Origin of the sequence: Micromonospora sp. NPDC049107 (assembly GCF_040648595.1) — a bacterium.
In the GTDB taxonomy this organism is placed as follows: domain Bacteria; phylum Actinomycetota; class Actinomycetes; order Mycobacteriales; family Micromonosporaceae; genus Micromonospora.
Window position 1 is genome coordinate 1 of the sequence record NZ_JBEZEC010000006.1, and the last position, 25192, is coordinate 25192.

Sequence of the window (25192 nt, forward strand, 5' to 3'; positions counted from 1 at the left end):
GGTGGTTTCCGTGGTGGGGACCGTCGTGAGGGTGGCTACCAGGGTGGCGGTGACCGTGGTCGTTCCGGTCCGTCCCGTGAGGGTGGCTTCCGCGGCGGTGACCGTCGTGAAGGTGGCTTCCGCGGTGGTGACCGCGAGGGTGGTTTCCGTGGTGGCGACCGTCGTGAGGGCGGCTACCAGGGTGGCGGTGACCGTGGTCGTTCCGGTCCGCCCCGCGAGGGTGGCTTCCGCGGCGGTGACCGTGACGGTGGTTTCCGTGGTGGGGACCGTCGTGAGGGTGGCTACCAGGGTGGCGGTGACCGTGGTCGTTCCGGTCCGTCCCGTGAGGGTGGCTTCCGCGGTGGTGACCGCGAGGGTGGCGGCCGCGAGGGTGGTTTCCGTGGTGGGGACCGTCGTGAGGGTGGCTACCAGGGCGGCGGTGACCGTGGTCGTTCCGGTCCGCCCCGCGAGGGTGGCTTCCGCGGCGGTGACCGTGACGGTGGTTTCCGTGGTGGCGACCGTCGTGAAGGTGGCTTCCGGGGTGGCGACCGCGAGGGTGGCTACCAGGGCGGCGGTGACCGTGGTCGCTCCGGTCCGTCCCGTGAGGGTGGCTTCCGCGGCGGCGATCGCGAGGGCGGCTTCCGTGGTGGAGAGCGCCGTGAAGGTGGCTTCCGCGGTGGTGACCGCGAGGGCGGTTTCCGTGGTGGGGACCGTCGTGAGGGTGGCTACCAGGGCGGCGGTGACCGTGGTCGCTCCGGTCCGCCCCGCGAGGGTGGCTTCCGCGGCGGCGATCGCGACGGTGGTTCCCGTGGTGGCGACCGCCGTGAAGGTGGCTTCCGGGGTGGCGACCGCGAGGGCGGCTTCCGTGGTGGAGAGCGCCGTGAGGGTGGTTTCCGCGACGCGACGCGCTCCGGCGGGCCGCGCGAAGGTGGCTTCCGCAGCGGTGACCGCGAGGGTGGTTTCCGTGGTGGCGACCGTCGTGAGGGTGGCTACCAGGGTGGCGGTGACCGTGGTCGCTCCGGTCCGCCCCGCGAGGGTGGCTTCCGGGGCGGGGACCGTGACTCCGGTGGCTTCCGGGGCGGTGAGCGTGGCGCCCCGCGTCCGGGCGCGTCGCGCGAGGGTGGTTTCCGGGGTGGCGACCGTGATGGCGGTTTCCGAGGTGGCGACCGCCGGCAGGGTGGTGCTCCCCGTGAGGGTGGATACCGCGGTGGCGACCGTGACGGCGGCTTCCGGGCCGACGACCGGCCGCGTCGCGAGGACGACCACCGCCGCGACGAGCGTGGGGCCGGCCCGGAGGCGTCCGAGGGTGGGCGCGGCGCGGCCCCGGTCCTACCGGACGACATCGTCGCGACCGACCTCGACAAGGATGTCCGTGCCGAGCTGCTCTCGCTGAACAAGCCGGTCGCCGAGACCGTGGCCCGACACCTGGTCGCCACCGGTCAGCTGATCGACGAGGACCCGGCCGAGGCGTTGGCCCACGCGCTGGCCGCCCGGCGGCTGGCGTCGCGGATCTCCGCTGTCCGCGAGGCGGTCGGCTTGGCCGCGTACCACGCGGGGGAGTGGCAGACCGCGATCGCCGAGCTTCGGACGTACCATCGGATGACCGGTTTGCAGAGTCACCTCGCCGTGCTCGCCGACTGCGAGCGCGCGCTCGGCCGGCCGGAGCGGGCGATCGACCTGTACCGGGGCGCCGACCAGGAGAAGCTGGACCAGGCCGTCGCGATCGAGCTGCTGATCGTCGCCGCCGGGGCGCGGGGTGATCTCGGCCAGAAGGACGCCGCGGTCGCCATGCTCCAGGTGCCCGACCTGACCAGCGAGACGGCAGCGCCGTGGACGGCGCGACTGCGGTACGCGTATGCCGACGCGCTGCTCGCGGTGGGCCGGCGTGAGGAGGCTCGCGAGTGGTTCTCCCGTGCCGCCGACGTGGACACCGAGGGCGAGACCGACGCCGCGGAGCGGCTGCTCGAACTCGACGGCGTCGTCATCGAGGGCGACGAGGAGGACGAGACCGAGGAGATCGCCGCCGGACCGGGCACGCCGGGCGCCGTACCGGCTCAGCCGGACACGGACCTGACCGCAGGTGACGACGACGAGGACGACCCCGACGACGACGAGGACTTCGAGGACGAGGACCCCGACGACGACGAGGACTTCGAGGACGAGGACGAGGACTTCGACGACGACGAGGAGGACGGCGTCACCGGTCGCTTGGCGACGGACGCCGACCGGGTGGATGTCGAGGACGTCGACGGTGACGACGAGGACGTCGACGGTGACGACGACCTGCTCGCTCCGGAGAAGGACAACGCCTCCCCGGCTCTGACCACGCCCGCCGACGACGGTGGCCGGGTCGTGAGCGGCGACGAGACCGCCCCCATCCGGGGCGACGAGCCGGAGTCGACGCAGCGGTGAACGCGGACGCCGGGAAGCGGCTGATCGACGGGTACAGCCTGGTCGTCTTCGACCTGGACGGTGTGATCTACCTGATCGACCGGCCGATTCCCGGCGCCGTCGAGGCGGTGGCCCAACTGCACGCCGAGGGGCGGGCGGTGGCGTACGCCACCAACAACGCCTCACGTCGCTCCAGCGACGTCGCCGACCTGCTGACCGGGATGGGCGTGCCGGCGCGGCCGGAGGAGGTCCTCACCTCCGCGGCGGCGGCGGCCGAGCTGCTCCGCGACCGGCTCCCGGCCGGCGCTCGGGTGCTGGTGGTCGGCGCGGAGGCGCTGCGCGCCGAGCTACGGGCGGTCGGACTGACCCCGGTCGCTCGCGCCGACGAGAAGCCGGCCGCGGTGGTGCAGGGCTACGGCCCGCAGGTCGGCTGGGCCGAGTTGGCCGAGGCGTCGCTCGCGGTCCGGGCCGGCGCGATCTGGGTCGCCACCAACACCGACCGTACGCTGCCCAGCGCCCGAGGCCCGCTGCCGGGCAACGGGTCACTGGTCGCGGTGCTGCGGACCGCGTTGGAGCGGGATCCGGACCTGGTGGTCGGTAAGCCGGAGTCGGCCCTGTTCGACACCGCCGCCCGGCGCGGCGACGGCGGAAAGGCACTTGTCGTCGGAGACCGGCTGGACACCGACATCGAGGGCGCCCGTCGCGCGGGGCTGGACAGTCTGCTCGTCCTCACCGGTGTCAGTGACGTACCCGAGCTGCTCGCGGCCGAGCCACGACGGCGGCCCACGTACGTCGCGCGGGACCTGGCGGGGCTCTTCGACCCGGCGGCGGCGGTGCGGGTCCCGGGCCCGACGGACGCCGGCGGCTGGTCCGTCACGGACCGCGACGGGACGCTGGAGCTGGCGGGTAACGGCCGGGCGCTGGACGCGCTGGCCGCCCTGTGCGCGGCGGCCTGGGCGGCCCCGACGACGCCGGCGATCCGCCCGGCGGGCCCGGACGCGGCTGCCGCCCTGAAGAGCTTCGGGCTGCCCACCGACGCGTGAGGCCGACCACCGCGTGAGGCCAGCCGCCGCGTCAGGCGGTCCGTGCGGCGTAGAACCGGCTGACGGCGCTGACGGCTGAGGCCAGCCACCGCCACCCCGGGCCGGGGGAGCGCGAACCTCTAGAGGAGCTTGCGCAGCTTCATCAGGTCGAACGGGTTGGCCTTGATCGACACCCGGCGGGAGGTGACCGCCTTGGTGACGTCCAGATCGCCCCGGACGAGGGCGAGCAGGTCGTCGCTGGACGTGCTCAGCGCGATCTTGGCCTTCGGGTCGTCGCCGTCGGCCAGCTCGACGAGCCGGCCACCGCTGATCCGCCCGTGAAAGGCCGTGTCCAGGTCGGTGATGCGGCAGGCCAGAGTGCGCTCCAGGTCGATACGCTCACGGACCGTCTCGGCGTTGCGATCCAACCGGGCGGCCAGCTCCTGCAACGCCTGCCGGCACTCGTCCACGCTGGCCACATGTCCCCCTCGCCGATCGCCACGCCGTCCCCGGCACCGTACCGCACGGGACAGTCCGGGGTGCCCGGTAGCGTGACACCTGCAGACCCCGCCCGATGGAAGGACCAAGGCATGCAGGACGCGTGGCGCGCCTACCTCGAACTGGCCCTGGGCCTGGCGGAGGCGCCCCGGAAGAAGGCGCAGGACGCGGTGCGTCGTGTCGTCGGCACGGGCGGGGCGACCGCCGCCCAGCTGCAGGCGCTCGGCGAGGAGTTGGTCAGCACCAGCGCCGCCAACCGGGAGTCGTTGACCAAGCTGGTCCGCTTCGAGGTCGACCGGGCCCTCGGCGCGGTCGGTCTGGCGACGGCCGACGAGGTGGCCGAGCTGACCCGACGGGTACGGGATCTGGAGCGGCAACTGCGCGAGGCGCGGGCCACCGAGTCCCCCGCGGCGACGACGGCCAGCGGTCCGTCCGCCGCCGAGCCCGCGCCGAAGTCCACGTCGCAGCCCGATCCGACCCGAGCGGCGCAGCCCGATCCGACCCGAGCGGCGCAGCCCGGCGACGGCCTGGTGCCGTCCGACGGCCCCGCCGGAGCGCCCGTCGCCCAGCAGGCCGCCGCGCCCGTCGCCCAGCAGGCCGCCGCGCCCGTCGCCCAGCAGGCCGCCGCGCCCGTCGCGAAGAAGGCGATCGCGAAGAAGGCCGTCGCGAAGAAGGCCATTGCCCGCAAGCCTCCCGCGACGATCAGCCGGACCGGCGACGATCAGTCAGCCGACCAGGACGACACGCCGACTCCGGCGGACATGCCGGCGAAGAAGGCCGTCCGTAAGCGCCGCCCGGATGGTGGGTCGTGACCGACGGCGTTCGTCCGGGCCCACCCGGGGGCTTCCGGCCCGGCCCGCCGCCGGCCGGCCCGTTCGCGGCCCGGCCGGGTCCGCCAGTCGGCGCCCGCCCCGGCCCGCCGCCCGACCTGGCGACCGGTGCCGACGACGCCGCGAGCCACCCGGCGGTCGAGGCGGCCGTGCGGGCCATGGACAACGCGGCGGCGCTCGCCCCGGCCGACCAGATCGCCCAGTACGAGGCGGCCTACGAGACGCTACGCGAGACCCTCGCCACGATCGATCAGACCTGACCAGGGCGACTCCGCCCGACAGACCGGAGAAACACCCATGGCACGTCGCAACCGGCTGGACGCCGAACTCGTCCGTCGCGGGCTGGCCCGCTCACGTGAGCAGGCCGCCGCGCTGGTCGAGGCCGGCCGGGTCCACCTGCGCGGAGTGACCGCGCGCAAGGCCGCCGCGATGGTCGACCCCGCCGACCCGCTGTTGGTCACCGGCGAGGACCCGACCGAGGAGTACGTCTCCCGGGGCGGGCACAAGCTCGCCGGTGCGTTGGCCGCGTTCGGCGGGCTGCGCGTCGCCGGACGGCGCTGCCTGGACGCGGGTGCCTCGACCGGGGGCTTCACCGACGTGCTGCTGCGCGCCGACGCCGCCGAGGTGGTGGCCGTGGACGTCGGCTACGGGCAGCTCGCCTGGTCCCTGCGGACCGACGAGCGCGTCCGGGTGCTGGAACGCACAAACGTCCGTACCCTCGTCGCCGACGCGATCGGTGGGCCGGTCGACCTGACGGTGGCCGACCTGTCGTTCATCTCGTTGCGGCTGGTGCTGCCCGCGTTGGCCGGCTGCACCCGCGACGACGGCGACCTGGCCCTGATGGTGAAGCCGCAGTTCGAGGTGGGCAAGGAACGGGTCGGGGCCGGTGGCGTGGTCCGCGACCCGGCGTTGCGCGCCGAGGCGGTGCTCGACGTGGCCGCGGCGGCGGCCCAGCTCGGCCTCGGCCTGGCGGACGTGGCGGCCAGCCCGCTGCCGGGGCCCAGCGGCAACGTCGAGTTCTTCGTATGGTTGCGCCGGGGCGCGCCGGCGGCCGACCCGCAGCGGGTACGGGCCGTGGTGGACGCCGGGCCGGACGGCACGACGACGGCCGGCGACGTGCCGGGCGTGGCGGCGGAGGAGGTCGCGGGGTGAAGGCGTACAGCGAGCGGCACACGACGGCACGTGGGCGTGCCGGGGCATGGCTGTCGGGCCGTGCGGTCGCGGACGGGCGGCCGGTCCGATGAGCCGCACGGCGCTGCTGGTGACCCACACCGGTCGTCGGCGCAGCACCGAGCACGCCCGGTCGGTCGCCGCCGACCTCATCGCCGCGGGCTTCGAGGTGCGGGTGGTCGCCGAGGAGGCCGAGGACCTCGACCTGCCCGGAACGGTTCCGGTCACCGGTCCGGAGGCCGCCGAGGGCGCCGAGATCGTCTTCGCGCTGGGCGGGGACGGCACCTTCCTGCGCGCGGCGGAGTTGGCCCGCCCGGCGAAGGCGCCACTGCTCGGCATCAACCTCGGCAAGGTGGGCTTCCTCGCCGAGGCGGAGATCAACGATCTGGACCACGCGGTCCGGGACGTCGTCGAGCGCAACTACACCGTGCACGAGCGGCTCACGCTCGACGTCACGGCCGAGTTCGACGGTGGCCCGACCATCGAGTCGTGGGCGCTCAACGAGATCAGCGTCGAGAAGGGCGAACGGGCGCAGATGCTCGAACTCCTCGTCGACGTGGACGGCCGCCCGTTGTCCCGCTACGGCTGCGACGGCGTGGTCTGCGCCACCCCCACCGGCTCCACCGCGTACGCGTTCTCCGGCGGCGGTCCGGTGGTCTGGCCGGAGGTGGAGGCCCTGCTGCTGGTGCCGATCAGCGCGCACGCGTTGTTCAGCCGGCCCCTGGTCACCGCCCCCACCTCGACGTTCGTCATCACCGTCGACCCGTTCACGACCCTCGCCGTGCTCGCCTGCGACGGCCGGCGGGTCTACGACCTGCCGCCCGGTGCCCGGGTGACGGTGCGTCGAGGAGCCCTGCCGGTGCGCATCGTGCGGCTGCGTGCCCGTCCGTTCACCGACCGGCTGGTCGCCAAGTTCGGCCTGCCGGTGCACGGGTGGCGGGGCAGCCGCCGGTGACGGTGGCACACACCGTCGGTGTCCGGCGGTTGTCCACCTGACGACATGTCGCCGCTGCGGCGGCGAGAGGCTAGTGACCTGGTTGTGCGCTGCGTCGCAGACTCCCATCGGTCCTCATCCACGGATGTCGGGCCCGAAGGAGTGAAGGAGCGCATCGCATGCACTGGTCCCCCCGCTGGCTCAGCGCCGGCGCGGTCGGCGCGTTGGTGGTCGGCCTCGCCGCGCCGGCTTCCGCCGAGCCGCCCGTCCGGCCCACCGGCCCGAGCCGGGGCGCGTCCGCCCCGGCCGTCGCGCCCGTCCGCATCACCCTCATCACCGGCGACCAGGTCGAACTGTCGCCGGCCGCGCCGGGTCGGGTCGCCGCCACGGTACGCCCGGGACCCGGGCGGGAGCGGATCATCTTCCAGACCCTCGAGGTCGACGGCGGGCTGCGGGTCCTGCCCAGCGACGTCGCTCCCTTCATCTCCAGCGGTGTCCTCGACGCCAACCTGTTCGACGTGCAGGAGTTGGCCGCCGACGGCTACGGCGACGCCGCGCAGGGCGCGCTGCCGCTGATCGTGCGCTACCAGGAGCCGTCCGCCGGCCGGGTCCGGCCGCTCGGCGGCGTCACCGACGCCCGGCCCCTGCCGAGCATCAACGGGGCCGCGCTGCGGGTCGACAAGGCTGACCTGGGTGGCCTGTGGACCACGCTCGCCGGCACGCCGACGACCCGGACCACGACCGCCGCGCCCCGGCTGGGCGGCGGCGTCGCCCACGTCTGGTTGGACGGTCGGGTGCGCCCGACGTTGGAGCACAGCGTCCCGCAGATCGGCGCTCCGGCGGCCTGGGCGGCCGGCCGCGACGGCAGCGGCGTGACGGTGGCCGTGCTCGACACCGGTGTCGACGCCACCCACCCCGACCTGGCCGGCCGGATCGCCGAGGAGCGGGACTTCTCCGGCAGCGGCAGCGCCCGTGACGGCCACGGCCACGGCACCCACGTCGCCGCCACCATCGCGGGCAGCGGAGCGGCGTCGGCGGGGCTGCGCAAGGGCGTCGCCCCGGGCGCGCGGCTGCTGGTCGGCAAGGTGCTCGACGACGGCGGCGCCGGCTACGACTCGGCCATCATCGCCGGCATGGAGTGGGCCGCCCACTCCGGCGCGAAGGTCGTCAGCATGAGCCTCGGCGGCGGTCCGACCGACGGCACCGACCCGATGAGCCAGGCGGTGAACGACCTGACCGCCGAGACGGGCGCGCTGTTCGTGATCGCGGCCGGCAACTCGGGCGAGGCGCGGAGCGTCAACGCGCCGGGCGCGGCCGCGGCGGCGCTCACCGTCGGCGCGGTCGACCGCGACGACAATCTGGCGGACTTCTCCAGCCGGGGACCGCGCGTGGGCGACAACGGCATCAAGCCCGAGATCACCGCGCCGGGCGTGGGCATCGTCGCCGCGCGGGCCGCCGGCACCACCATGGGTACGCCGGTCGACGACGCCTACACGGCGGCGTCCGGGACGTCCATGGCCACCCCGCACGTGGCGGGCGCGGCGGCGATCCTCGCCCAGGACCACCCGGACTGGAAGGCCGGCGCGCTCAAGGACGCACTGGTCAGCACCACGAAGGCGAACCCGGAGCTGACCGTCTTCGAGCAGGGCGGTGGTCGGGTCGACGTGGCGCGGGCGCTCACCCAACGGGTGTACGCGTCGGCCACCGCCGACTTCGGCCGGGTCACCACCGGCGGACCGGTGGCCGAGCGCAGTGTGACGTACACCAATGGCACCTCCGTCGCGCGGACCCTGCGCCTGGCCCTGGAGCTGCGCAACCTGGACAGCGGCGCGGCCGAGACCGACGGCGTCGCCGTCGGCGCGGGCGAGGTGACCGTGCCGGCGGGCGGCAGCGTGGCCGTGCCGCTGCGGGCGGACCCGGCGAAGCTGGCCCGGGGCCCGCACGGGGGCGCTCTCGTGGCGACCGGCGCGGACGGCGTCGCCGTGCGCACGCCGGTGGGCCTCACCGTCAGCGGACCGCAGCACGACGTCACGATCAAGGTGCTGGGCCGGCAGGGTCAGCTGACCCTCTCGCCCGCCCTGACCCTCTTCGGTGAGCAGCCCGAATCGGACTACTGGGGCTGGTGGCCGGGCGAGGGCACCCTGCGGGTCGAGGAGGGCAGCTATCTGCTGACCGCGCTGGTGGAGCACGGCGTTCCCCTGGACGAGCAGTTGACCCAGGCCATCGAACCCGAGCTGAACGTCGACCGGGACCTGACGGTCGTGCTCGACGCCCGCACGGGTACGCCGGTACGCGTCGAGACGCCGAAGCCCAGCGAGCAGCGGGCCACCCTCAGCTTCTACGTGCACCGGGTGTTGGGCAACGGCCGGCAGATCGACCACGGCGTTATGGCGTACAGCACCGTCCAGCAGGTCAACGTTACGCCGACCCGCCCGGTGCGCCAGGGTGAGTTCGAGTTCGCCTCCCGCTGGCAGCTCGTCGCGCCCATGGTGGACGCCACGGTCACCGGTGTGTCCGCGCCGTCGGACATCAACCTGCTGGGCTCGTCCCCGGCGCCGACCGGGCGACGGAAGCTGCCGCTGGTCTGGGCGGGCACCGGCACGCCCGCCGAGCTGACCCGGGCGCGGGGCGCGGCGGCGTTGCTCACCACCGATGAGAACCGCAGCGAGGAGGAGCAGGTGGCCGCGGCGGCGGCGGCCGGCGCGGCGGCGGTCCTGATCGTCCGCCCCGAGGACCAGAGCGCGTGGACGGTCTGGCGTCCCGAGGGGGAGCGGCTCGGTGTCCCGGCGATGGTCGTGGCGTACGACGACGGGCAGCGACTCATCGCGGCGGCGCGTCGGGGTCGCGCGACGCTGGACCTCACGCTGACCGTGGACAGCCCCTACCTGTACGACGTGTGGCAGGTGTCGAAGGGGCGGGTGCCGGAGCGCATCGTGCACACGGTCACCGCGGGAAACACCGCCGAGGTGACCGCGCGGTACGGCGACACCGGCGCGGGCTGGGCCACCGAGGAGCGGTTCGGTTGGCGTCCGTGGCAGGAGTACGCCTGGAACGACGACCAGCGCCTGGTCCACAACGGGACCACCCGGCAGGAGTTCGTCAGCGCCGGCGACAACTGGTGGCAGCACCGGGTGCTGCACAAGCAGATGTTCATGCAGTGGGGGCAGTTGACCGGCGGGCTCACCCAGGAGCCCCGGCGGTACGCCGCCGACGACCGCGAGACCGAGTCCTGGCACGCTCCGGTGGTCCGTCCGGCCGTGCCGGCGACCGGCGCGCCGGTGCCGACGCGCAAGGGCGACGTCCTCGACGTGCGGGTGCCCGAGTTCGTCGACGCCGACGGGCACTACAGCGTGGCGGGCAACAGCGAGGAGTCGGACAGCGTCGAGGCCCGCCTCAGCCGGGACGGGCGGCAGATCGCCGACCTGTCCGACGGCTGGACGCCGGTGCCGACCACGGCCGCGGCGGCCCGTTACCGCCTCGACGTGACGACGCGGCGGGCCTCGGACGGGTGGCGTTACGGCACCCGGACGGACACGGCGTGGCAGTTCACCTCGGCCCGCCCGGCGGGTGCGGCGGCGACGCCGCTGTCGCTGCTGCAGGTGGACTACCGGGTGCCGGCCGACCTGTCCGGCACCGTGCCCGGCAACCGCCCGCACCAGGTGGGGCTGAGCCTGCGCCAGCCCGCCGGAGTGGCCGCTCCGAAGGGCGCCGGCGTGAGCGTGCAGGTCTCCTTCGACGAGGGCGTCACCTGGCGGTCCGTACCGACCCACGGGTCGGGTGTCCGCTACACGGCGACGGTGCCGGCCGGACGCGGAACGGTGTCGCTGCGGGTGCACGCCGCCGACCGGGCCGGTAACACCGTCGACCAGACGGTGCTGCGGGCGTACGGGCTGCGCTGATCGCCGAACCCGGCCGGGCCCACCGTCGTGTCGATGGTGGGCCCGGCCGCGTCGTCAGAGCCAGCCGCGCCGGGCGACCTGGAACGCCAGCCCGGGACGGGTGTCGACACCGGCGGCGTCCATCAGGTCGGCGAGGCGGCGCTGCACCGTCCGGCGACTCACCCCGAGTTGGGAGGCGATGGACTTGTCCGGTACGCCGGCCACGAACAGCGACAGCAGTCGCGCCTCGTCGGCGTCGGGCCGGTAGCCGTCGGCCGGACGGTCGTCGCCGGTGTCGCGGCGGTGCTCGGACGTCGCGCCGGACAGCGGATCGTCGAGCCGCAGCCGGGTGGCGACCCGCCAGTGACTCTCGAAGAGGGCGAGCAGCGCGTCGAGCAGTTGACTGCGACCGATCACCGCGGCGCTCGGCTCGCCGCCGTACCGGTCGGGCACCAGCGGGCAGATGGCGGTGCGCCCGTCCACGATGGCCAGTCGGACCGGCAGGCGGTCCAGCACCCGGGCCTGCTCACCGGCGGCGACCCCCTTGGCCAGGTCGGCCAGCGCGCCCGGTTCCAGCAGCAGGTCCCGCTCGTAGATGGCGCGGTAGCTCACCCCACGGGCGAGGGCGTCGAACTCCTCGACGTTCTCCGGGCCGGCCATCGCGAGGGGGTTGGCGCGGCAGAACCACAGCACCTCCTCGCGGGCCGAGTTCTGCAGGTCACGCAGTCGGTCGCGGAGCGTCCGTCCGCCACGGATCACCTCGACCAGGTGGTCGACGTGATGGCGGCGCAGGCCGGCGCGGTACTCCTCGGCCAGTTGGGTGACCCGGCGGCGGGCGGCCTCCAGGTCCTCCTGGCGGCGCAGCAACGTGGCGCCGAGGGCGACGTCCGGCGCGGTCGGGCGCAGCGGGCCGTCCGGGTCGTTCTCGGTGGGCTGCACGAGACCCTTGGCCCGTAACGCCTCGATCTGCTCGACGACCTGCGCCCGGGGCCGTCCCAGCCGGCCGGCCAGCTCGTCGACGCGAGCCGTGGTGAGCTGGAGCAGGCAGCGGTACAGCTCCTCCTCGGCGGGGGTCAGGCCGATCACGTCCAACACGGGGCAAGACTGTACGTCGGCGAGGTCACGGCCGCAGCGCGGCCCGGTCGTGGGGCCCGTCGGCTGGTCAACTGTCGGCCCACGCGTCTACTGTCGGGTGCTGTGCTGGAAGAGCTGCGCATCACCGGACTCGGCGTCATCGAGGACACCACACTGCCGTTGACCGGCGGCATGAACGTCATCACCGGCGAGACCGGTGCCGGCAAGACGATGGTGGTCACCGGCCTCGGCCTGCTCTTCGGCGGCCGGGCCGACGCCGGGCGGGTGCGTGCCCAGCCGGGCCGGGCCGTGGTCGAGGGGCGGCTGCGCCTCACCGGTCGCGTCGCCGACACGGTGCACGCCCGGATCGGCGACGCCGGTGGCGAGCCCGACGAGGACGGCTCGCTGCTGCTGAGTCGTACGGTGACCGTGGAGGGCCGCTCGCGGGCCCACCTGGGTGGCCGGAGCATGCCCGTGTCGATGCTCGGCGAGGTCGGCGAGCAGGCGGTGGCCGTGCACGGTCAGTCCGACCAGCTGCGCCTGCTGCGTCCGGCCGAGCAGCGGGCCGCGCTGGACCGGTTCGCCGGGCCGGCGCACGAGAAGCTGCTCGACGCGCTGCGCGAGGCGTACACCGGTTGGCGGCGGATCGTCGACGACCTGGCCGACCGGCGGCGCAACGCCCGCGAGCGCAGCCAGGAGGCCGACCTGTTGCGGCTCGGCCTCGACGAGATCACCCGCGTCGACCCGCAGCCCGGCGAGGACGACGAGCTGAAGACCGAGGCGCAGCGGCTGGAGCACGCCGAGGGTCTGCGGACGGCCGCGCAGCTGGCCCAGCAGTGCGTGGCGGGCGGCGCGGACGCGGCCGACGAGACGCCGGACGCGGCGGCGCTGCTCGGCACGGCCCGGCGCACTCTGGAGGCGCAGGCCGGCACCGATCCCGCGCTGGGCGAGCTGGCGGCCCGCCTGGAGGAGGCGGCCACCCTGGTCACCGACGTGTCGGCGGAGCTGTCGGCGTACCTGGCGACGCTGGATGCCGACCCGGCCCGGTTGCAGCACGTCTACGAGCGGCGGGCCGCGTTGCGCGCGTTGACCCGCAAGTACGCCGACGACGTCGACGGGGTCGTCGCGTGGGCCGAGCGGGCCCGCACCCGACTGTCCGACCTGGACACCTCCGACGACCTGCTCGACGAGCTGGACCGGGAGGGGCAGCGGCTGGCCGCGGAGGTGGCCGACCTGGCTGCCCGGGTGTCGGTGTCCCGGCAGGAGGCGGCGGTCCGCTTCGCCGACCAGGTCACCGTCGAGTTGGCCGGTCTGGCGATGCCGCACGCGCGGATCGAGGTGGCGGTGCTGCCCCGACCGGCGGGCCGGGCCGAGCCGTCGTTGACGGTCAACGGCGTCGAGGTGGGTGTCGCGGCCGACGGCGGCGACGAGGTGGAGTTGCGGCTGTTGGCCCACCCGGGCGCGCCGTCGTTGCCGTTGCAGCGCGGCGCCTCCGGCGGTGAGCTGTCCCGGGTGATGCTCGCCATCGAGGTGGTCTTCGCCGGCTCCGGCGGGCCGCCCACGCTCGTCTTCGACGAGGTCGACGCGGGTGTCGGCGGTCAGGCCGCGGTGGAGATCGGCCGGCGGCTGGCCCGGCTGGCCCGCAGTCACCAGGTGTTGGTCGTCACACACCTGCCGCAGGTGGCCGCGTTCGCCGACCGGCATCTCGTGGTCGCGAAGGACACCGGCGGCGCGGTGACGACCAGCGGTGTACGGGTCGTGGAGGACACCGAACGCGCCCGGGAACTGGCCCGCATGCTGGCCGGTTTGCCCGATTCGGATCTGGGTATCGCCCACGCCGAGGAGCTTCTGGCCGTCGCGGCGAAGGAAAGGCGGTTGTGACGCCGCGTATTGTGGGCGCAAGCACACCGGCTCGCGTCGGCGTGTGCTTCCCTGGGTAGGCGGCCCTGCTCAGGCATGTCGCGACAGAAAAGCCTGCCTCACATGCCAGGATGGTCACGATGCGTCTACCCACGTTGCGCCGGAACCGGAATGCCGAACCGGGCAGAGTCCTCGGCACCGCGCGCCTTGATCGCCGGACGAAACGCCTGGTCGGCCGGCTTCGCCCCGGTGACATCGCGGTCATCGACCACGTCGACCTGGACCGGGTGGCGGCCGACTCGTTGGTCGCTGTCGGTGTCGCCGCGGTCCTCAACGCCAAGCCGTCGGTCTCCGGCCGCTATCCCAACCTCGGGCCGGAGGTGTTGATCGCCGCCGGGATCCCGCTGCTGGACGACCTCGGCGAGGGCGTCTTCGAGCGCATCCGCGAGGGTGACCAGGTACGCGTCGAGGGCAACACCGTGTTCGCGGGCGAGGAGCCGGTGGCGCACGGCACCCTGCAGGACGCCGAGTCGGTCGCCAAGGCGATGTCCGACGCCCGGGAGGGGCTGTCGGTGCAGTTGGAGGCGTTCGCCGCCAACACGATGGACTACCTGCGCCAGGAACGCGACCTGCTGCTCGATGGCGTGGGCGTACCGGACATCCAGACCCAGATCCAGGGCCGACACTGCCTGATCGTGGTGCGCGGCTACGACTACAAGGCCGACCTGGACGTGCTGCGCCCGTACATCCGGGAGTTCAAGCCGGTGTTGATCGGCGTGGACGGCGGCGCGGACGCGCTGGTCGAGGCCGGGTACACCCCTGACATGATCATCGGGGACATGGATTCGGTCACCGACGACGTGCTGCGCTGCGGCGCCGAGGTGATCGTGCACGCCTACCCGGACGGTCGGGCGCCCGGTCTGCCCCGGGTCAACGGGCTCGGCGTCCCCGCCATCACGTTCCCGGCGGCGGCGACCAGCGAGGACCTGGCGATGCTGCTGGCCGACGAGAAGGGCGCCTCCCTGCTGGTCGCGGTCGGCACCCACGCCACCCTCGTCGAGTTCCTCGACAAGGGGCGCGGCGGGATGGCCTCGACGTTCCTGACCCGGCTGAAGGTCGGCGGCAAGCTGGTCGACGCCAAGGGTGTGAGCCGGCTCTACCGGCAGAGCATTTCCGGCTCGTCGTTGCTGCTGCTGGTGCTCTCGGCGATCGCGGCGATGGCCTCCGCGGTGGCGGTCTCCACCGTCGGGAAGGCGTACCTGGGTGTGGTCGCCGAGTGGTGGGACAATTTCGTGTTCCAGCTGTACCGGCTCTTCTAGTTCCCGAGCGATCAAGAGGCTGCAAGCGTGATCAACTTCCGCTACCACGTGGTGTCCCTCACCGCGGTCTTCCTGGCTCTGGCGATCGGCCTGGTGGTCGGCACCGCCGCCCTCAACGGCCCGGTCGCCGACTCGCTCAAGCAGCAGGTCACCGGGTTGCGCAAGGACAACCAGCAGTGGCGTCAGCAGGTCGCCAACATGGAGAAGCAGCTCGGTCTGGAAGAGGAGTTCGCCGAGGAGATGTCCCAGGTGGTCCTGCCGGGCACCCTCACCGGACGCCGGGTGGTGGTGCTCAGCCTGCCGAACGGGCGTGACCACACCGAGGGTGTGCTCAAGAAGCTGCAGCAGGCCGGCGCCACCATCACCGGTCGGGTCGACCTGCAGGACAAGTTCATCAACCCGGACAACAACTCCAATCTGCTGGAGTTGGCCGTCACCGCCGCCCGGCCCACCGCGCAGACCACCGGCCTGCCCGGCAACGGGCACGGCGTGGAGACCTCCAGCGCGCTGCTGGCCAGCGTCCTGCTGGACCGCGCCCAGGGCACCGCGCCGGTCAGCGACGCCGACCGGCGGGCGGTGCTCGCCGCGTACAACAACGCCGGCTACCTGACCACCGACAACAACAAGGTGACCGGCCCGGCGGAGGCGGTCGTCGTGGTGAGCGGCCAGCCGTATGTCGACAAGGACTCCGAGAAGCGGGACGAGTCGGTCGTCAAGATCGCCGAGCAGTTCGACCGGACCGGGGCGATCGTGGTGGGCGGCAACGGCTCCGCCGGCGGCAACGTGGTGTCCGTGGTCCGTGGCGACCCGGTGCTGTCGCAGACCATCTCGACCGTCGACAACGCCAACACCGTCCAGGGGCAACTGGTCACCAGTCTGGCGCTGGTGCAGCAGCTCACCGAGAAGAAGGCCGGCCAGTACGGCGTCGGCGACAACGCCGCGTCCCTGCTGCCTAGACTGCCCCAGTGAGCGAACGACGTACCGCCGTGTCCGTAATCGACGAGGTGCCGGCATGAGCACGCTGGGACGGCTGCTGGTCGCCGCCGCCGGAGCGGCCGCCGCCCGGTACGCGCTGCGCGAGGTGCGGACCGCCCCGGTGGGGCCGGCGCTGGAGCGCACCAACTTCCGCGGCCGTACGGTGACCCTCGCCGCCGGTCCGGCGCTCGCGGCCGGCGCGACCGCCGCGGGCGCGTTCGGCGCGACGAGTGCCGCCTCCGGTGGCGCCGCCCTGGTCGCCGGCCTCGGCGCCGGTGGTGTCGGGCTCTACGACGACGTGGTCGGGGCACGACCGGAGCAGAAGGCGGCCAAGGGCTTCGCCGGGCACCTCGCCGCGTTGCGTGCGGGGCGGGTCACCGCCGGGCTCGTTAAGGTGGTCGGGGTGGGGGCGGCCGGGCTGGGCGCCGCCGCACTGCTCGCCGCCGACCCCCGCGTCGCCGCGCACCCGCGCCGGCAGCGCCACGGCGCGTTCGGCCGGGGAGTCGACGTGCTGCTCGGCGCTGGCGTGATCGCCGGCACCGCCAACCTGCTCAACCTGCTCGACCTGCGACCCGGCCGGGCCATCAAGTCCGGGCTGCTGCTGGGCGCGCCGCTGACCGGCGGCCCGCACGGCGGGATCGCCGCCGGCGCGGCCGGCGCCGCCGCCGGACTGCTCGGCGACGACCTGTCCGAGAACGTCATGGTCGGCGACAGCGGCGCGAACGCGCTCGGCGCGCTGCTCGGTGTGGCGCTCGCCGCCCGCACCGGTCCGCTCGGTCGGGCCGGCCTGCTCGCCGTGCTGGCCGGGCTCACCGCCGCCAGCGAGAAGGTCAGCTTCACGGCGGTGATCCAGCGGACCCCGGGCCTGCGGGAGCTCGACGCCCTGGGCCGGCGCACCGACTGACGTGACCAGACCGGCCCCCCTCGCCGGCGCCGGCCGGCTGGCCGGGGCAGCCGCGCTCATCGCCGTGCTCACCGTGCTCAGCCGGCTCGCCGGCTTCGGCCGCACCGCCCTGTTCACCTGGAGCCTCGGGAACACCGACCTCGGCGGCACCTACGTGGTGGCCAACGCGGTGCCGAACTTCATCTTCGAGATCGTCGCCGGTGGCGCACTGGCGAGCCTCGTCGTACCGCTGCTGGCCGGCGCCGTCGGGGCCGGCGACCGGACGACGGTCGCCCGGACCACCGGCGCGCTGCTGACCTGGACGGTGGCGCTGCTGGTGCCGCTCGCGCTGCTCGTGGCGCTGTTCGCCGGCCCGGTAGTCGGGTCGCTGGGGCACCACCTCACCGACGCCCAGCAGCACAGCGGCGTACGGATGCTGCGGGTCTTCGCGCCGCAGCTACCGCTGTACGGGGTCGGCATCGTGCTCACCGGGGTGCTCCAGGCGCACCGCCGCTTCGCCTGGCCGGTGCTCGCCCCGCTGCTGTCCAGCCTCACCGTGATCGTGGTCTACCTGGGGTTCACGGCCACCCAGGGCCGCTATGCCACGGTCGCCGGGGTGAGTCCCGGCGGCGAGGTGCTGCTCTCCGCCGGCACGACCCTCGGCGTGGTGGTGCTGTCGCTGTCGCTGCTCATCCCGATCCGTCGGTTGCGGCTGGGGGTACGGCCCGGGTTCGGGTTCCCCGCCGACGCACGGGCCCGGGTCGGCGCGCTGGCGGTGGCGGGCGCGGTCACCGTCACGACGCAGCAGATCGCCCTGATCGTCAGCCTGAACCAGGTGACGGCGGGCGCGCGCAGCAACCCCGGCGTCTACAACCTGGCGCAGACCGTCTACCTGCTGCCGTGGGCGGTGCTGGCGGTGCCCCTGGCCGTGGCGGCCTACCCGACCCTCGCGGCGGCCCGGTCGGCCGGCGACGAGGACGCCTACCGGGCGACCCTCGCTCCGGCCGTGCGCGGGGTGCTGCTGTTCAGTTGCCTCGGCGCGGCCGCGCTGGTCGGAACCGCGGGGCCGATCGGGCACTTCTTCTTCCCCGCGTCCACCGCGCCCACCGCCGCCGCCGCGATCATCGGTTACGCCCCGGGCCTGGTCGGCTACGGCCTGTTCGCGATCCTCACCCGGGCGCTCTACGCGCGGGGGCAGACCCGGGCGGCGACGGTGGCGACCGCCGTCGGCTTCCTCGTGGTGCCGGTCGCGGTGCTGGCGCTCGGCCGGATCCTGCCGTTGACCGACCGGGTGCTCGCCGTGACGTCCGCGAACTCGGTGGGCATGGTCGTGCTGGGCGCGCTGCTGGTCGTCGCGGTGGCGCGGGCCGCCGGCACACCGGCGCTGGCCGGCGCGGCGCGCGCCGGGGCGGCCGGCCTCCTCGCCGGCCTCCTCGCCGCGTTCGCCGGGCTGGGCCTGAGCCGTTGGCTCGACAGGCTGGACGGCGGCACCCCGACGACGGCCGTGGCGCTCGGTCAGGGCATGCTGTCCGGGGTTCTGGTCGGTGTCGTGTTCCTCGTCGTGGTCTGGTTCGTCGACCGGCGGGACGTACGGCCGCTACTGACCGGGGTGGCTCGCCGCCTCCGGCGGGGCCAGCGGGGCCGGGCCGGCACGCCCACGCCGGGCGCGGTGCCCCCGGAGCGGGGCGACGGGAAGGAGACGGCGGTTCGGTGAGCGTTGTCAACACCAACCGGCGGTGGCCGGCATGACGGAGACCAACGGCTGGTCGGGCACCGTGGCGCTGGTGCTGGCGTCCAGCACCGGTGGGGTCGGCCAGCACGTCCGTTCGGTCGCACGGGGGCTCGTCGCGTCCGGCGCGACGGTGCTGGTCTGCGGGCCGGCGGCGACGCAGGAGCAGTTCGACTTCACCGGCGTCGGCGCGCGTTTCGAACCGGTGGAGATCCCGGCCAGCCCGACCCCGGCCGACGCGCGGGCGGTGCTCGCCCTGCGGCGGGTGCTCGCCACGGCCCGGGTCGACGTGCTGCACGCGCACGGTCTGCGCGCCGGTCTCGTCGCCGTACTGGCCCGGCCGACCGCCCCGCTCGTGGTGACCTGGCACAACGCCGTCCTCGCGGGCGGGTTGCGCGGCGGGGTGTCCCGGCTCGTCGAGCGGGTGGTCGCCCGGGGGGCCCGGGTGGCGCTGGGGGCGTCGTCCGACCTGGTCGGGCGGGCCACCGCGCTGGGCGCCGCCGACGCGCGGCTCGCCCCGGTCGCCGCCCCGACGCTGGCCGCGCCGCGTCGGCGTCGCGCCGCCGTCCGCGCCGAGTTCGGCGTGGGACCGGAGCAGCCGCTCATCCTCTCGGTGGGGCGGCTGCACCCGCAGAAGCGCTACGACGTGCTGGTCGACGCGGCGGCCCGCTGGCGGACGCGTACCCCACCGCCGGTCGTGGTGATCGCCGGAAGCGGCCCGGCGTACCTGTCGTTGGCCGCGCGGATCTCGGCGGCCCGCGCTCCGGTGACCCTGCTGGGGCACCGTACCGATGTGGCCGACCTGCTCGCCGGCGCCGACCTCGCGGTGGTCACCAGCGACTGGGAGGCGCGGCAGTTGTTCGCCCAGGAGGCGATGCGGGCCGGCGTGCCGTTGGTGACGACGGCGGTGGGCGGCCTGCCGGAGCTGGTCGGTGACGCCGCCGCGCTGGTCCCCTCGGTCGACGTGGACGCGGTCGACGCGGCGGTGCGCGCGCTGCTGGACGACCCGACGGCCCGGACCGATCTGGGTCGGCGCGGCGCCGAACGGGCGGCGACGTGGCCCACCGAGGCGGACACGGTCGCCGTGCTGGCGGCGGTCTACGCCGAACTGGCCGCCCACCCGGCGGCGCCCGGCTCCGACGCGCCCCTGACGGGACACCGCTGATGGTGCGTCGACTGGCCCCGGCCCTGTTGACCGTGCTCGTGGTGGCGTTGGGCGTCGCCGCGCTGGCCGTCCGGCCGCCGCAGGGCACGCCGCAGCGCACCGCCGACTTCGTGGTGCTCGCCGGTGTCTCGGGGCTGCGCTGGGAGGACGTCGACCAGCAGCGCACGCCGACACTGTGGCGGATGGCCCAGGAAGGTTCGATCGGCTCGCTGTCGGTGCGGTCCGCGCACCGGCCCACCTGCCCGGTGGACGGCTGGTTGACGCTCGGCGCGGGCAGTTTCGCCGGCTGGAACGGCGCCCGCCCGGACGGCGGCTGCCCGCCGGCCTCGGTGGCCGTGGAGCAGCCGGACGGGATCGGCGCGAACCTGCCCGACCAGGAGAGCGTGGTCCAGTACAACCAGCAGCGGCTGCCGTGGGGCACGATGCCCGGGTCGCTGTCGGAGTCGGTGCGCTGCTCGGTCGCCGTGGGGCCGGGCGCCGCCGTGGCCGCCGCGCGGCCGTTCGGCCGGGTCGACAGGTACGCCGCGGGGCTGCCGGCCGACCCGCGTCGGCTGCTCGGCTCGTGTGTCCTGAGCATCGTCGACCTCGGCACGATCGAGGGGAGCGATCCGGCGGCGCGCGCCGAGGAGGCACGGGTCGCCGACGCCCTACTGGCCCGGGTCCTGGCCGCCCGCCCGCCGCGGTCGCTGGTGCTGGTCGCCGGCATCTCCGACACCGAGCGGCCGTCGCGGCTGCACGTGGCGATCGCCGACGGGCCGGGTTGGGAGCGGGGCTGGCTGACCTCGGCCAGCACCGACCGTGACGGTTACCTCCAGCTCGTCGACCTCGCGCCGACGGCGTTGGCCGCGCTGGGCCGGCCGATGCCGGAGCGGCTGTTCCTCGGCCGGCCGGCGGTCAGCACCGGTGGTCGGCCGGCGGACCTGACGGAGGCGATCAACGCCCCGGCGGACGCCGACCGGGAGGCGGCCGCCCAGCGGACCGTCTCCGGCGGGTTCTTCGCCCTGCTCGCCGGGGCGCAGGTGCTGCTGGCCCTGGCCGTGCTGCCGTTGCTGCGCCGCGCGCGGCCACACGCGGGCCCGACCGGCCCGACCCCGATCCCGGCCCGGGTCCTGGCGGTGGTCGAGCTGCTGCTGGTCGCGGCGGCGTTGACCGTCCCGGCCGCGTTGCTGGCCGACGCCGTCCCCTGGTGGCGCGGCGGGCACCCCGGGTGGATCTTCGCCGGGGTCACCGCGCTGCTGGTCGCGGGGGGCACGGCCGCGGTCCGCTTCGCCCCCGGGTACGCGAGGACCCTCGGCCCGGTCGGCGCGGTGGCCGGCCTGACGACCCTGGTCGTCGGCGTGGACGTGCTGACCGGGGCCCGCCTCCAGCTCAACGGCGTGGTCGGCTACTCGGCGTTGCAGGGTGGTCGGTACGCCGGGCTGAGCACGGTCGCGCTGGGGGTGTTCCTCGCCGGCGCGCTGGTGACCGGCGGGTGGCTCGCCCAGCGGGTGCACCGGCGCTGGCGGCCCGCCGTGATGGTCGCCGTGGGTGGCCTCGCCGTGGTGGTGGCCGGCAGCCCCTACCTCGGCGCCGACCCGGTCGGCGCGATCGCGCTGACCGCCGGCCTGAGCGTGGCGGCGGCGATCAGCGCCGGTGGCTGGCTGACCATCAGTCGACTGGCGTGGGCCACCATGGCCGCCCTGGCGGTCGGTATCGGCTTCGCCGTCGTGGACCTGCGCCGGCTGCCGGCCGAGCGGGGGAGCCTCGGCCGGTTCCTGTCCGCGGTCGGCGACGGCACCGGCGGTTTCACCGTGCACCGATCCAGCACGGCGAACTTCGAGACGTTGGTGAACAGCCCGTTGACGGTGCTGGCGCTCGCCGGCGGGCTGCTGGTGTGGTTCGCCCTGCTGCAGCCGTGGGGTGGACTGATGCGGCTGTTCGGCATCTACCCGGCGGTGCGGGCGGCGTTCGCCGGCACGGCGGTCGCGGCGGTGCTGGGCGGTGTGCTCGACGGTGCCGCACTGGACGTGGCCGGCGCGGCGGCCGCCCTGGTGGTGCCGCTGGCGGCGCTGGCGTCGCTGCGGGTCCTCGGGCACGCCGCCGACCGGACCCGCCCCGCCACGGGCCGCGAGCGGGAGAACGATGCCGACGACGATCCGGGTTCCGGGGGCGACGGGCCAGCCGGTGGGGGGAACGGTCCGACCGGCGGCGGTGGTCCGCTCGGAGCGGGTCACCCCCGGCCGGTCGGCGGTTCGCCCGCCGCGCCACCCCGTACCGTCGTCCTGGGGCCGGACCTGGGCTCGCCGGCGGCCGACGGCCCCGGCCGGTCGGACGGTCCGACGGCGGGCGCTGCGGCCACCCCTCCGGCGCAGCGGCGTCCGACGGACACGCCAGCGCCATCGAGCGAGGTTGCCACCTCCTGACCGCCGGACGCCGCCCGGGTGGCCCGTTCCGGTCCCACCCGGGGTGCGGCCTGCGAGTACCCGTCGTGAAGGTGTTACCGTGGAATCCCGTGGATCGCGTGATCACTTTGCTGATCGAGCACGGCGGTCTGCATGACCGCGACAGACGACACGGGAGCAGGCCTTGGCCCCATCAGCACGGACGACCAGGCACATTTTCGTCACCGGGGGCGTCGCCTCCTCGCTGGGTAAGGGCCTCACCGCCTCCAGCCTCGGCAACCTGTTGACCGCGCGCGGGCTCCGCGTCGTGATGCAGAAGCTCGACCCCTACCTGAACGTCGACCCGGGGACGATGAACCCGTTCCAGCACGGCGAGGTCTTCGTCACCGAGGACGGCGCCGAGACCGACCTCGACGTCGGGCACTACGAGCGTTTCCTCGACCGGGCGCTGTCCGGCAAGGCGAACGTCACCACCGGGCAGATCTACTCCGACGTGATCGCCAAGGAGCGGCGCGGCGAGTACCTGGGCGACACCGTCCAGGTCATCCCGCACATCACCAACGAGATCAAGTCGCGGATCCTGGCGATGGCCGACCCGGACGAGGACGGCGTCCTGCCCGACGTGGTCATCACCGAGGTCGGTGGCACGGTGGGCGACATCGAGTCGCTGCCGTTCCTGGAGGCGATCCGTCAGGTCCGCCACGACCTGGGCCGGGACAACTGTTTCTACCTGCACGTCTCGCTGGTGCCGTACCTGGCGCCGTCGGGCGAGCTGAAGACCAAGCCGACCCAGCACTCCGTGGCCCAGCTGCGCAACATCGGTATCCAGCCGGACGCCATCGTGCTGCGCTGCGACCGGGAGATCCCGGTGAAGCTCAAGGAGAAGCTGTCGCTCTACTGCGACGTCGACGCCGAGGCGGTCGTCGCCGCCCCGGACGCCCCGAGCATCTACGACATCCCGAAGGTGCTGCACCGCGAGGGGCTCGACGCGTACGTGGTGCGCCGGCTCGGGCTCTCGTTCCGGGACGTGGACTGGGCGAGCTGGGACGACCTGCTGGAGCGGGTGCACCGCCCGCGGCACACGGTGACCGTCGCGGTGGTCGGCAAGTACGTGGACCTGCCCGACGCGTACCTGTCGGTGAGCGAGGCGATCCGGGCGGCCGGTTTCGGTAACCGGTCCCGGGTGCAGCTCAAGTGGGTGCCCAGCGACGAGTGCGTCACCCCGGCCGGCGCGGCGGCGGCCCTGGCCGGCGTGGACGGCATCCTCATCCCGGGCGGGTTCGGCGTCCGGGGCATCGAGGGCAAGATCGGTACGGCCCGGTACGCGCGGGAGAACGGCATCCCCCTGCTCGGCCTCTGCCTCGGACTGCAGTGCATGACCATCGACGTGGCCCGGCACCTGGCCGGCCTGGACGGCGCCAACTCGTTGGAGTTCGACGAGCAGGCCGCGCACCCGGTCATCGCCACCATGGCCGACCAGGAGGACATCGTCGCCGGCAAGGGCGACCTGGGCGGCACCATGCGGCTCGGGGCGTACCCGGCGACGTTGACCGAGGGCTCGATCGTCGCCGAGGCGTACGGCAGCACCGACATCAGCGAGCGGCACCGGCACCGCTACGAGGTCAACAACGCCTACCGGGACGCGTTGACCAAGGCGGGCCTGCACATCTCCGGCACCTCGCCGGACGGCCGGCTGGTCGAGTTCATCGAGCTGGACCGCGAGCTGCACCCGTTCTTCGTGGCCACGCAGGCGCACCCGGAGCTCAAGAGCCGCCCGACCCGCCCGCACCCGCTGTTCGCGTCGTTCGTCAAGGCCGCGGTGGCGTACTCGCAGGCCGACCAGTTGCCGGTCGACCTCGATCCCGCCGCGGAGGCCCCGTCGGCCCGCAAGGCGGCCCGCAACGGCGCCGCCACGAAGGCGTCGGCGTGAGCGAGCATCGCTACGAGGTCCGTTCCCGCGAGGAGCGGTACCGCGGGCGGATCTTCGACGTGGTCACCGAGGAGGTGACCATGCCCGGCGGCGGGACCGCGCTGCGCGACCTGGTCCGGCACGTCGGGGCGGTGGCCGTGGTGGCCCTGGACGACGCCGGTCAGGTGGTGCTGATCCGCCAGTATCGGCAACCGGTGGGCCGGCACCTCTGGGAGCTGCCGGCCGGGCTGATGGACGTCTCCGGCGAGGAGTTGCCGGCCGCCGCGCTGCGGGAGCTGGCCGAGGAGGCCGACCTGACCGCCGGGCGGATCGACGTGCTGGTCGACCTGCACAGCTCGCCCGGGTTCACCAACGAGATCGTCCGGGTCTTCCTGGCTCGGGACCTCGCCGACGTGCCGGCCGACGAGCGGCACGAGCGCCACGACGAGGAGGCCGACCTCCAGGTCGTCCGCGTCGACCTCGACGAGGCGGTCGGCATGGTCCTGGCCGGCGAGATCACCAACGCGTCCGCGGTGGCCGGGCTGCTCGCGGCGGCGCGTGGCCGGGACACCGGCTTCGCGGCGCTGCGCCGGGCGGAGGCGCCGCTGCCGCGCTGAGCGCCGCAGTTCGGTCCAGCCGATCATCGAGTACGCGCCAGAGGGGCCCCGCGGTCAACCGCGGGGCCCCTCTGGGTGTCCAAGCGGAAGGTCAGTCCCGCAGCGGGCGACCCTGCGCGTCCGTGCCGCCGTTGACGAGGATCAGGATGCCGTCGATGAGGCCCCAGAGGCCGCCGGCCCCACAGGTCACCAGGCTCACGACGAGCTGGAGCACGGCGATCTTGGTGTGTCCGGTGTAGAACCGACCGGCACCGAAGGTGCCGAGCAGGATGCCGAGGATGCCCGCGACGACCTTGCTCTTGTCGGAGTAACCCGGGGCGTACCCGGGCTGGTATTCAGGAGTGGTCATGGGCGGACACAATAGTGATCCACTCGCCCGCTGTCCGTACCGCCGCCCGGCAGATGGGACGATAATGGGCGAACACTGTCCTGACGGCTGAGGTGACGTCCACCGCCGGCCCGGTCTCTGCCCTGACACTCCGTCAGGTCGTCCGGGCACCGGATGCCACTGTGCTGGCTCGTCGCGGGGTTGGACGCGCCTAGACTGCCGCCGGCGGGACCGGTGAACCGTGGCGGCA

The 25192-nt window shown here is 74.4% G+C and carries 19 protein-coding genes and 1 pseudogene; 16 read left to right on the top strand and 4 right to left on the bottom strand.

Annotated features, from left to right (window positions below; genetic code table 11):
* A pseudogene (locus tag AB0B55_RS15920) lies at positions 1–1245 on the bottom strand (hypothetical protein); the annotation flags it as partial.
* Positions 1246–1392: 147 nt separating this feature from the next.
* Between AB0B55_RS15920 and AB0B55_RS15925 the strand changes: the two are divergent.
* Both AB0B55_RS15925 and AB0B55_RS15930 read left to right on the top strand, forming a co-directional pair.
* A complete protein-coding gene (locus tag AB0B55_RS15925; RefSeq protein WP_357120828.1) occupies positions 1393–2391 on the top strand; it encodes a hypothetical protein in 999 nt (332 codons plus the stop codon).
* Positions 2388–3413, top strand: coding sequence for an HAD-IIA family hydrolase (locus AB0B55_RS15930; RefSeq protein ID WP_357120831.1), 1026 nt, complete (start codon positions 2388–2390; stop codon positions 3411–3413). The genes AB0B55_RS15925 and AB0B55_RS15930 overlap by 4 nt, the downstream gene beginning before the upstream one ends.
* 119 nt (positions 3414–3532) lie before the next feature.
* Here AB0B55_RS15930 and AB0B55_RS15935 read toward each other — a convergent pair whose 3' ends face one another.
* The gene (locus AB0B55_RS15935; protein WP_355050207.1) at positions 3533–3871 is read right to left on the bottom strand and encodes an SCP2 sterol-binding domain-containing protein; all 339 of its coding nucleotides are present in this window, start codon (positions 3869–3871) and stop codon (positions 3533–3535) included.
* 111 nt (positions 3872–3982) lie between these two features.
* Between AB0B55_RS15935 and AB0B55_RS15940 the strand changes: the two genes are divergently transcribed.
* From AB0B55_RS15940 to AB0B55_RS15960, 5 genes are all read left to right on the top strand, one after another.
* Entirely contained in the window at positions 3983–4702 is a 720-nt protein-coding gene (locus AB0B55_RS15940; RefSeq protein ID WP_357172039.1) for a hypothetical protein, read from the top strand.
* On the top strand, positions 4699–4980 hold the full coding sequence (locus AB0B55_RS15945) for a hypothetical protein (protein WP_357120838.1): 282 nt from the start codon (positions 4699–4701) through the stop codon (positions 4978–4980). The genes AB0B55_RS15940 and AB0B55_RS15945 overlap by 4 nt, the downstream gene beginning before the upstream one ends.
* A 37-nt stretch (positions 4981–5017) precedes the next feature.
* Positions 5018–5872, top strand: coding sequence for a TlyA family RNA methyltransferase (locus tag AB0B55_RS15950; RefSeq protein WP_357120841.1), 855 nt, complete (start codon positions 5018–5020; stop codon positions 5870–5872).
* A gap of 88 nt (positions 5873–5960) precedes the next feature.
* Positions 5961–6845: an NAD kinase gene (locus tag AB0B55_RS15955; RefSeq protein ID WP_357120844.1), complete on the top strand. Its 885-nt coding sequence runs from the start codon at positions 5961–5963 to the stop codon at positions 6843–6845.
* Between the two features lie 158 nt (positions 6846–7003).
* Entirely contained in the window at positions 7004–10723 is a 3720-nt protein-coding gene (locus AB0B55_RS15960; protein ID WP_357172040.1) for a S8 family peptidase, read from the top strand.
* A 54-nt stretch (positions 10724–10777) separates the two neighbouring features.
* Here the strand turns inward: AB0B55_RS15960 and AB0B55_RS15965 are convergent, their stop codons facing one another.
* A complete protein-coding gene (locus AB0B55_RS15965; RefSeq protein WP_357120850.1) occupies positions 10778–11797 on the bottom strand; it encodes a helix-turn-helix domain-containing protein in 1020 nt (339 codons plus the stop codon).
* 102 nt (positions 11798–11899) lie between these two features.
* Here AB0B55_RS15965 and recN point away from each other — a divergent pair, with 102 nt between their 5' ends.
* From recN to AB0B55_RS16010, 9 genes are all read left to right on the top strand, one after another.
* A complete protein-coding gene (gene recN, locus AB0B55_RS15970; protein ID WP_357120853.1) occupies positions 11900–13657 on the top strand; it encodes a DNA repair protein RecN in 1758 nt (585 codons plus the stop codon).
* 119 nt (positions 13658–13776) lie between these two features.
* Complete coding sequence (steA, locus tag AB0B55_RS15975) at positions 13777–14955, top strand: putative cytokinetic ring protein SteA (RefSeq protein ID WP_355050199.1); 1179 nt, start codon at positions 13777–13779, stop codon at positions 14953–14955.
* A gap of 27 nt (positions 14956–14982) precedes the next feature.
* The gene (locus tag AB0B55_RS15980) at positions 14983–15924 is read left to right on the top strand and encodes a copper transporter (protein ID WP_355050198.1); all 942 of its coding nucleotides are present in this window, start codon (positions 14983–14985) and stop codon (positions 15922–15924) included.
* Between the two features lie 43 nt (positions 15925–15967).
* A complete protein-coding gene (locus AB0B55_RS15985; RefSeq protein WP_357120857.1) occupies positions 15968–16834 on the top strand; it encodes a hypothetical protein in 867 nt (288 codons plus the stop codon).
* Between the two features lies 1 nt (position 16835).
* Complete coding sequence (locus tag AB0B55_RS15990) at positions 16836–18527, top strand: lipid II flippase MurJ (RefSeq protein ID WP_357120860.1); 1692 nt, start codon at positions 16836–16838, stop codon at positions 18525–18527.
* 31 nt (positions 18528–18558) lie between these two features.
* Positions 18559–19707 carry a glycosyltransferase family 4 protein gene (locus AB0B55_RS15995; RefSeq protein WP_357172041.1) on the top strand — a complete coding sequence of 383 codons (1149 nt, stop codon included), beginning with the start codon at positions 18559–18561 and terminating at the stop codon, positions 19705–19707.
* The gene (locus AB0B55_RS16000; RefSeq protein ID WP_357172042.1) at positions 19707–22109 is read left to right on the top strand and encodes a hypothetical protein; all 2403 of its coding nucleotides are present in this window, start codon (positions 19707–19709) and stop codon (positions 22107–22109) included. The genes AB0B55_RS15995 and AB0B55_RS16000 overlap by 1 nt, the downstream gene beginning before the upstream one ends.
* Before the next feature lie 163 nt (positions 22110–22272).
* Entirely contained in the window at positions 22273–24018 is a 1746-nt protein-coding gene (locus AB0B55_RS16005) for a CTP synthase (RefSeq protein WP_357120869.1), read from the top strand.
* Complete coding sequence (locus AB0B55_RS16010) at positions 24015–24614, top strand: NUDIX hydrolase (protein WP_357172043.1); 600 nt, start codon at positions 24015–24017, stop codon at positions 24612–24614. Before AB0B55_RS16005 ends, AB0B55_RS16010 begins: the two co-directional genes overlap by 4 nt.
* A gap of 91 nt (positions 24615–24705) precedes the next feature.
* Here the strand turns inward: AB0B55_RS16010 and AB0B55_RS16015 are convergent, their stop codons facing one another.
* Positions 24706–25029 (bottom strand): TM2 domain-containing protein, encoded by a 324-nt coding sequence (locus AB0B55_RS16015; RefSeq protein WP_357172254.1) that lies wholly within the window; start codon positions 25027–25029, stop codon positions 24706–24708.
* Between the last annotated feature and the right edge of the window lie 163 nt (positions 25030–25192).

Bases quoted from the DNA above. Each gene is read 5' to 3' on its own strand.
- AB0B55_RS15940 (WP_357172039.1), top strand. From the start codon at position 3,983: ATGCAGGACGCGTGGCGCGCCTACCTCGAACTGGCCCTGGGCCTGGCG.
- AB0B55_RS15950 (WP_357120841.1), top strand. From the start codon at position 5,018: ATGGCACGTCGCAACCGGCTGGACGCCGAACTCGTCCGTCGCGGGCTG.
- AB0B55_RS15955 (WP_357120844.1), top strand. From the start codon at position 5,961: ATGAGCCGCACGGCGCTGCTGGTGACCCACACCGGTCGTCGGCGCAGC.
- AB0B55_RS15960 (WP_357172040.1), top strand. From the start codon at position 7,004: ATGCACTGGTCCCCCCGCTGGCTCAGCGCCGGCGCGGTCGGCGCGTTG.
- steA (WP_355050199.1), top strand. From the start codon at position 13,777: ATGCGTCTACCCACGTTGCGCCGGAACCGGAATGCCGAACCGGGCAGA.
- AB0B55_RS15985 (WP_357120857.1), top strand. From the start codon at position 15,968: ATGAGCACGCTGGGACGGCTGCTGGTCGCCGCCGCCGGAGCGGCCGCC.
- AB0B55_RS15995 (WP_357172041.1), top strand. From the start codon at position 18,559: ATGACGGAGACCAACGGCTGGTCGGGCACCGTGGCGCTGGTGCTGGCG.
- AB0B55_RS16000 (WP_357172042.1), top strand. From the start codon at position 19,707: ATGGTGCGTCGACTGGCCCCGGCCCTGTTGACCGTGCTCGTGGTGGCG.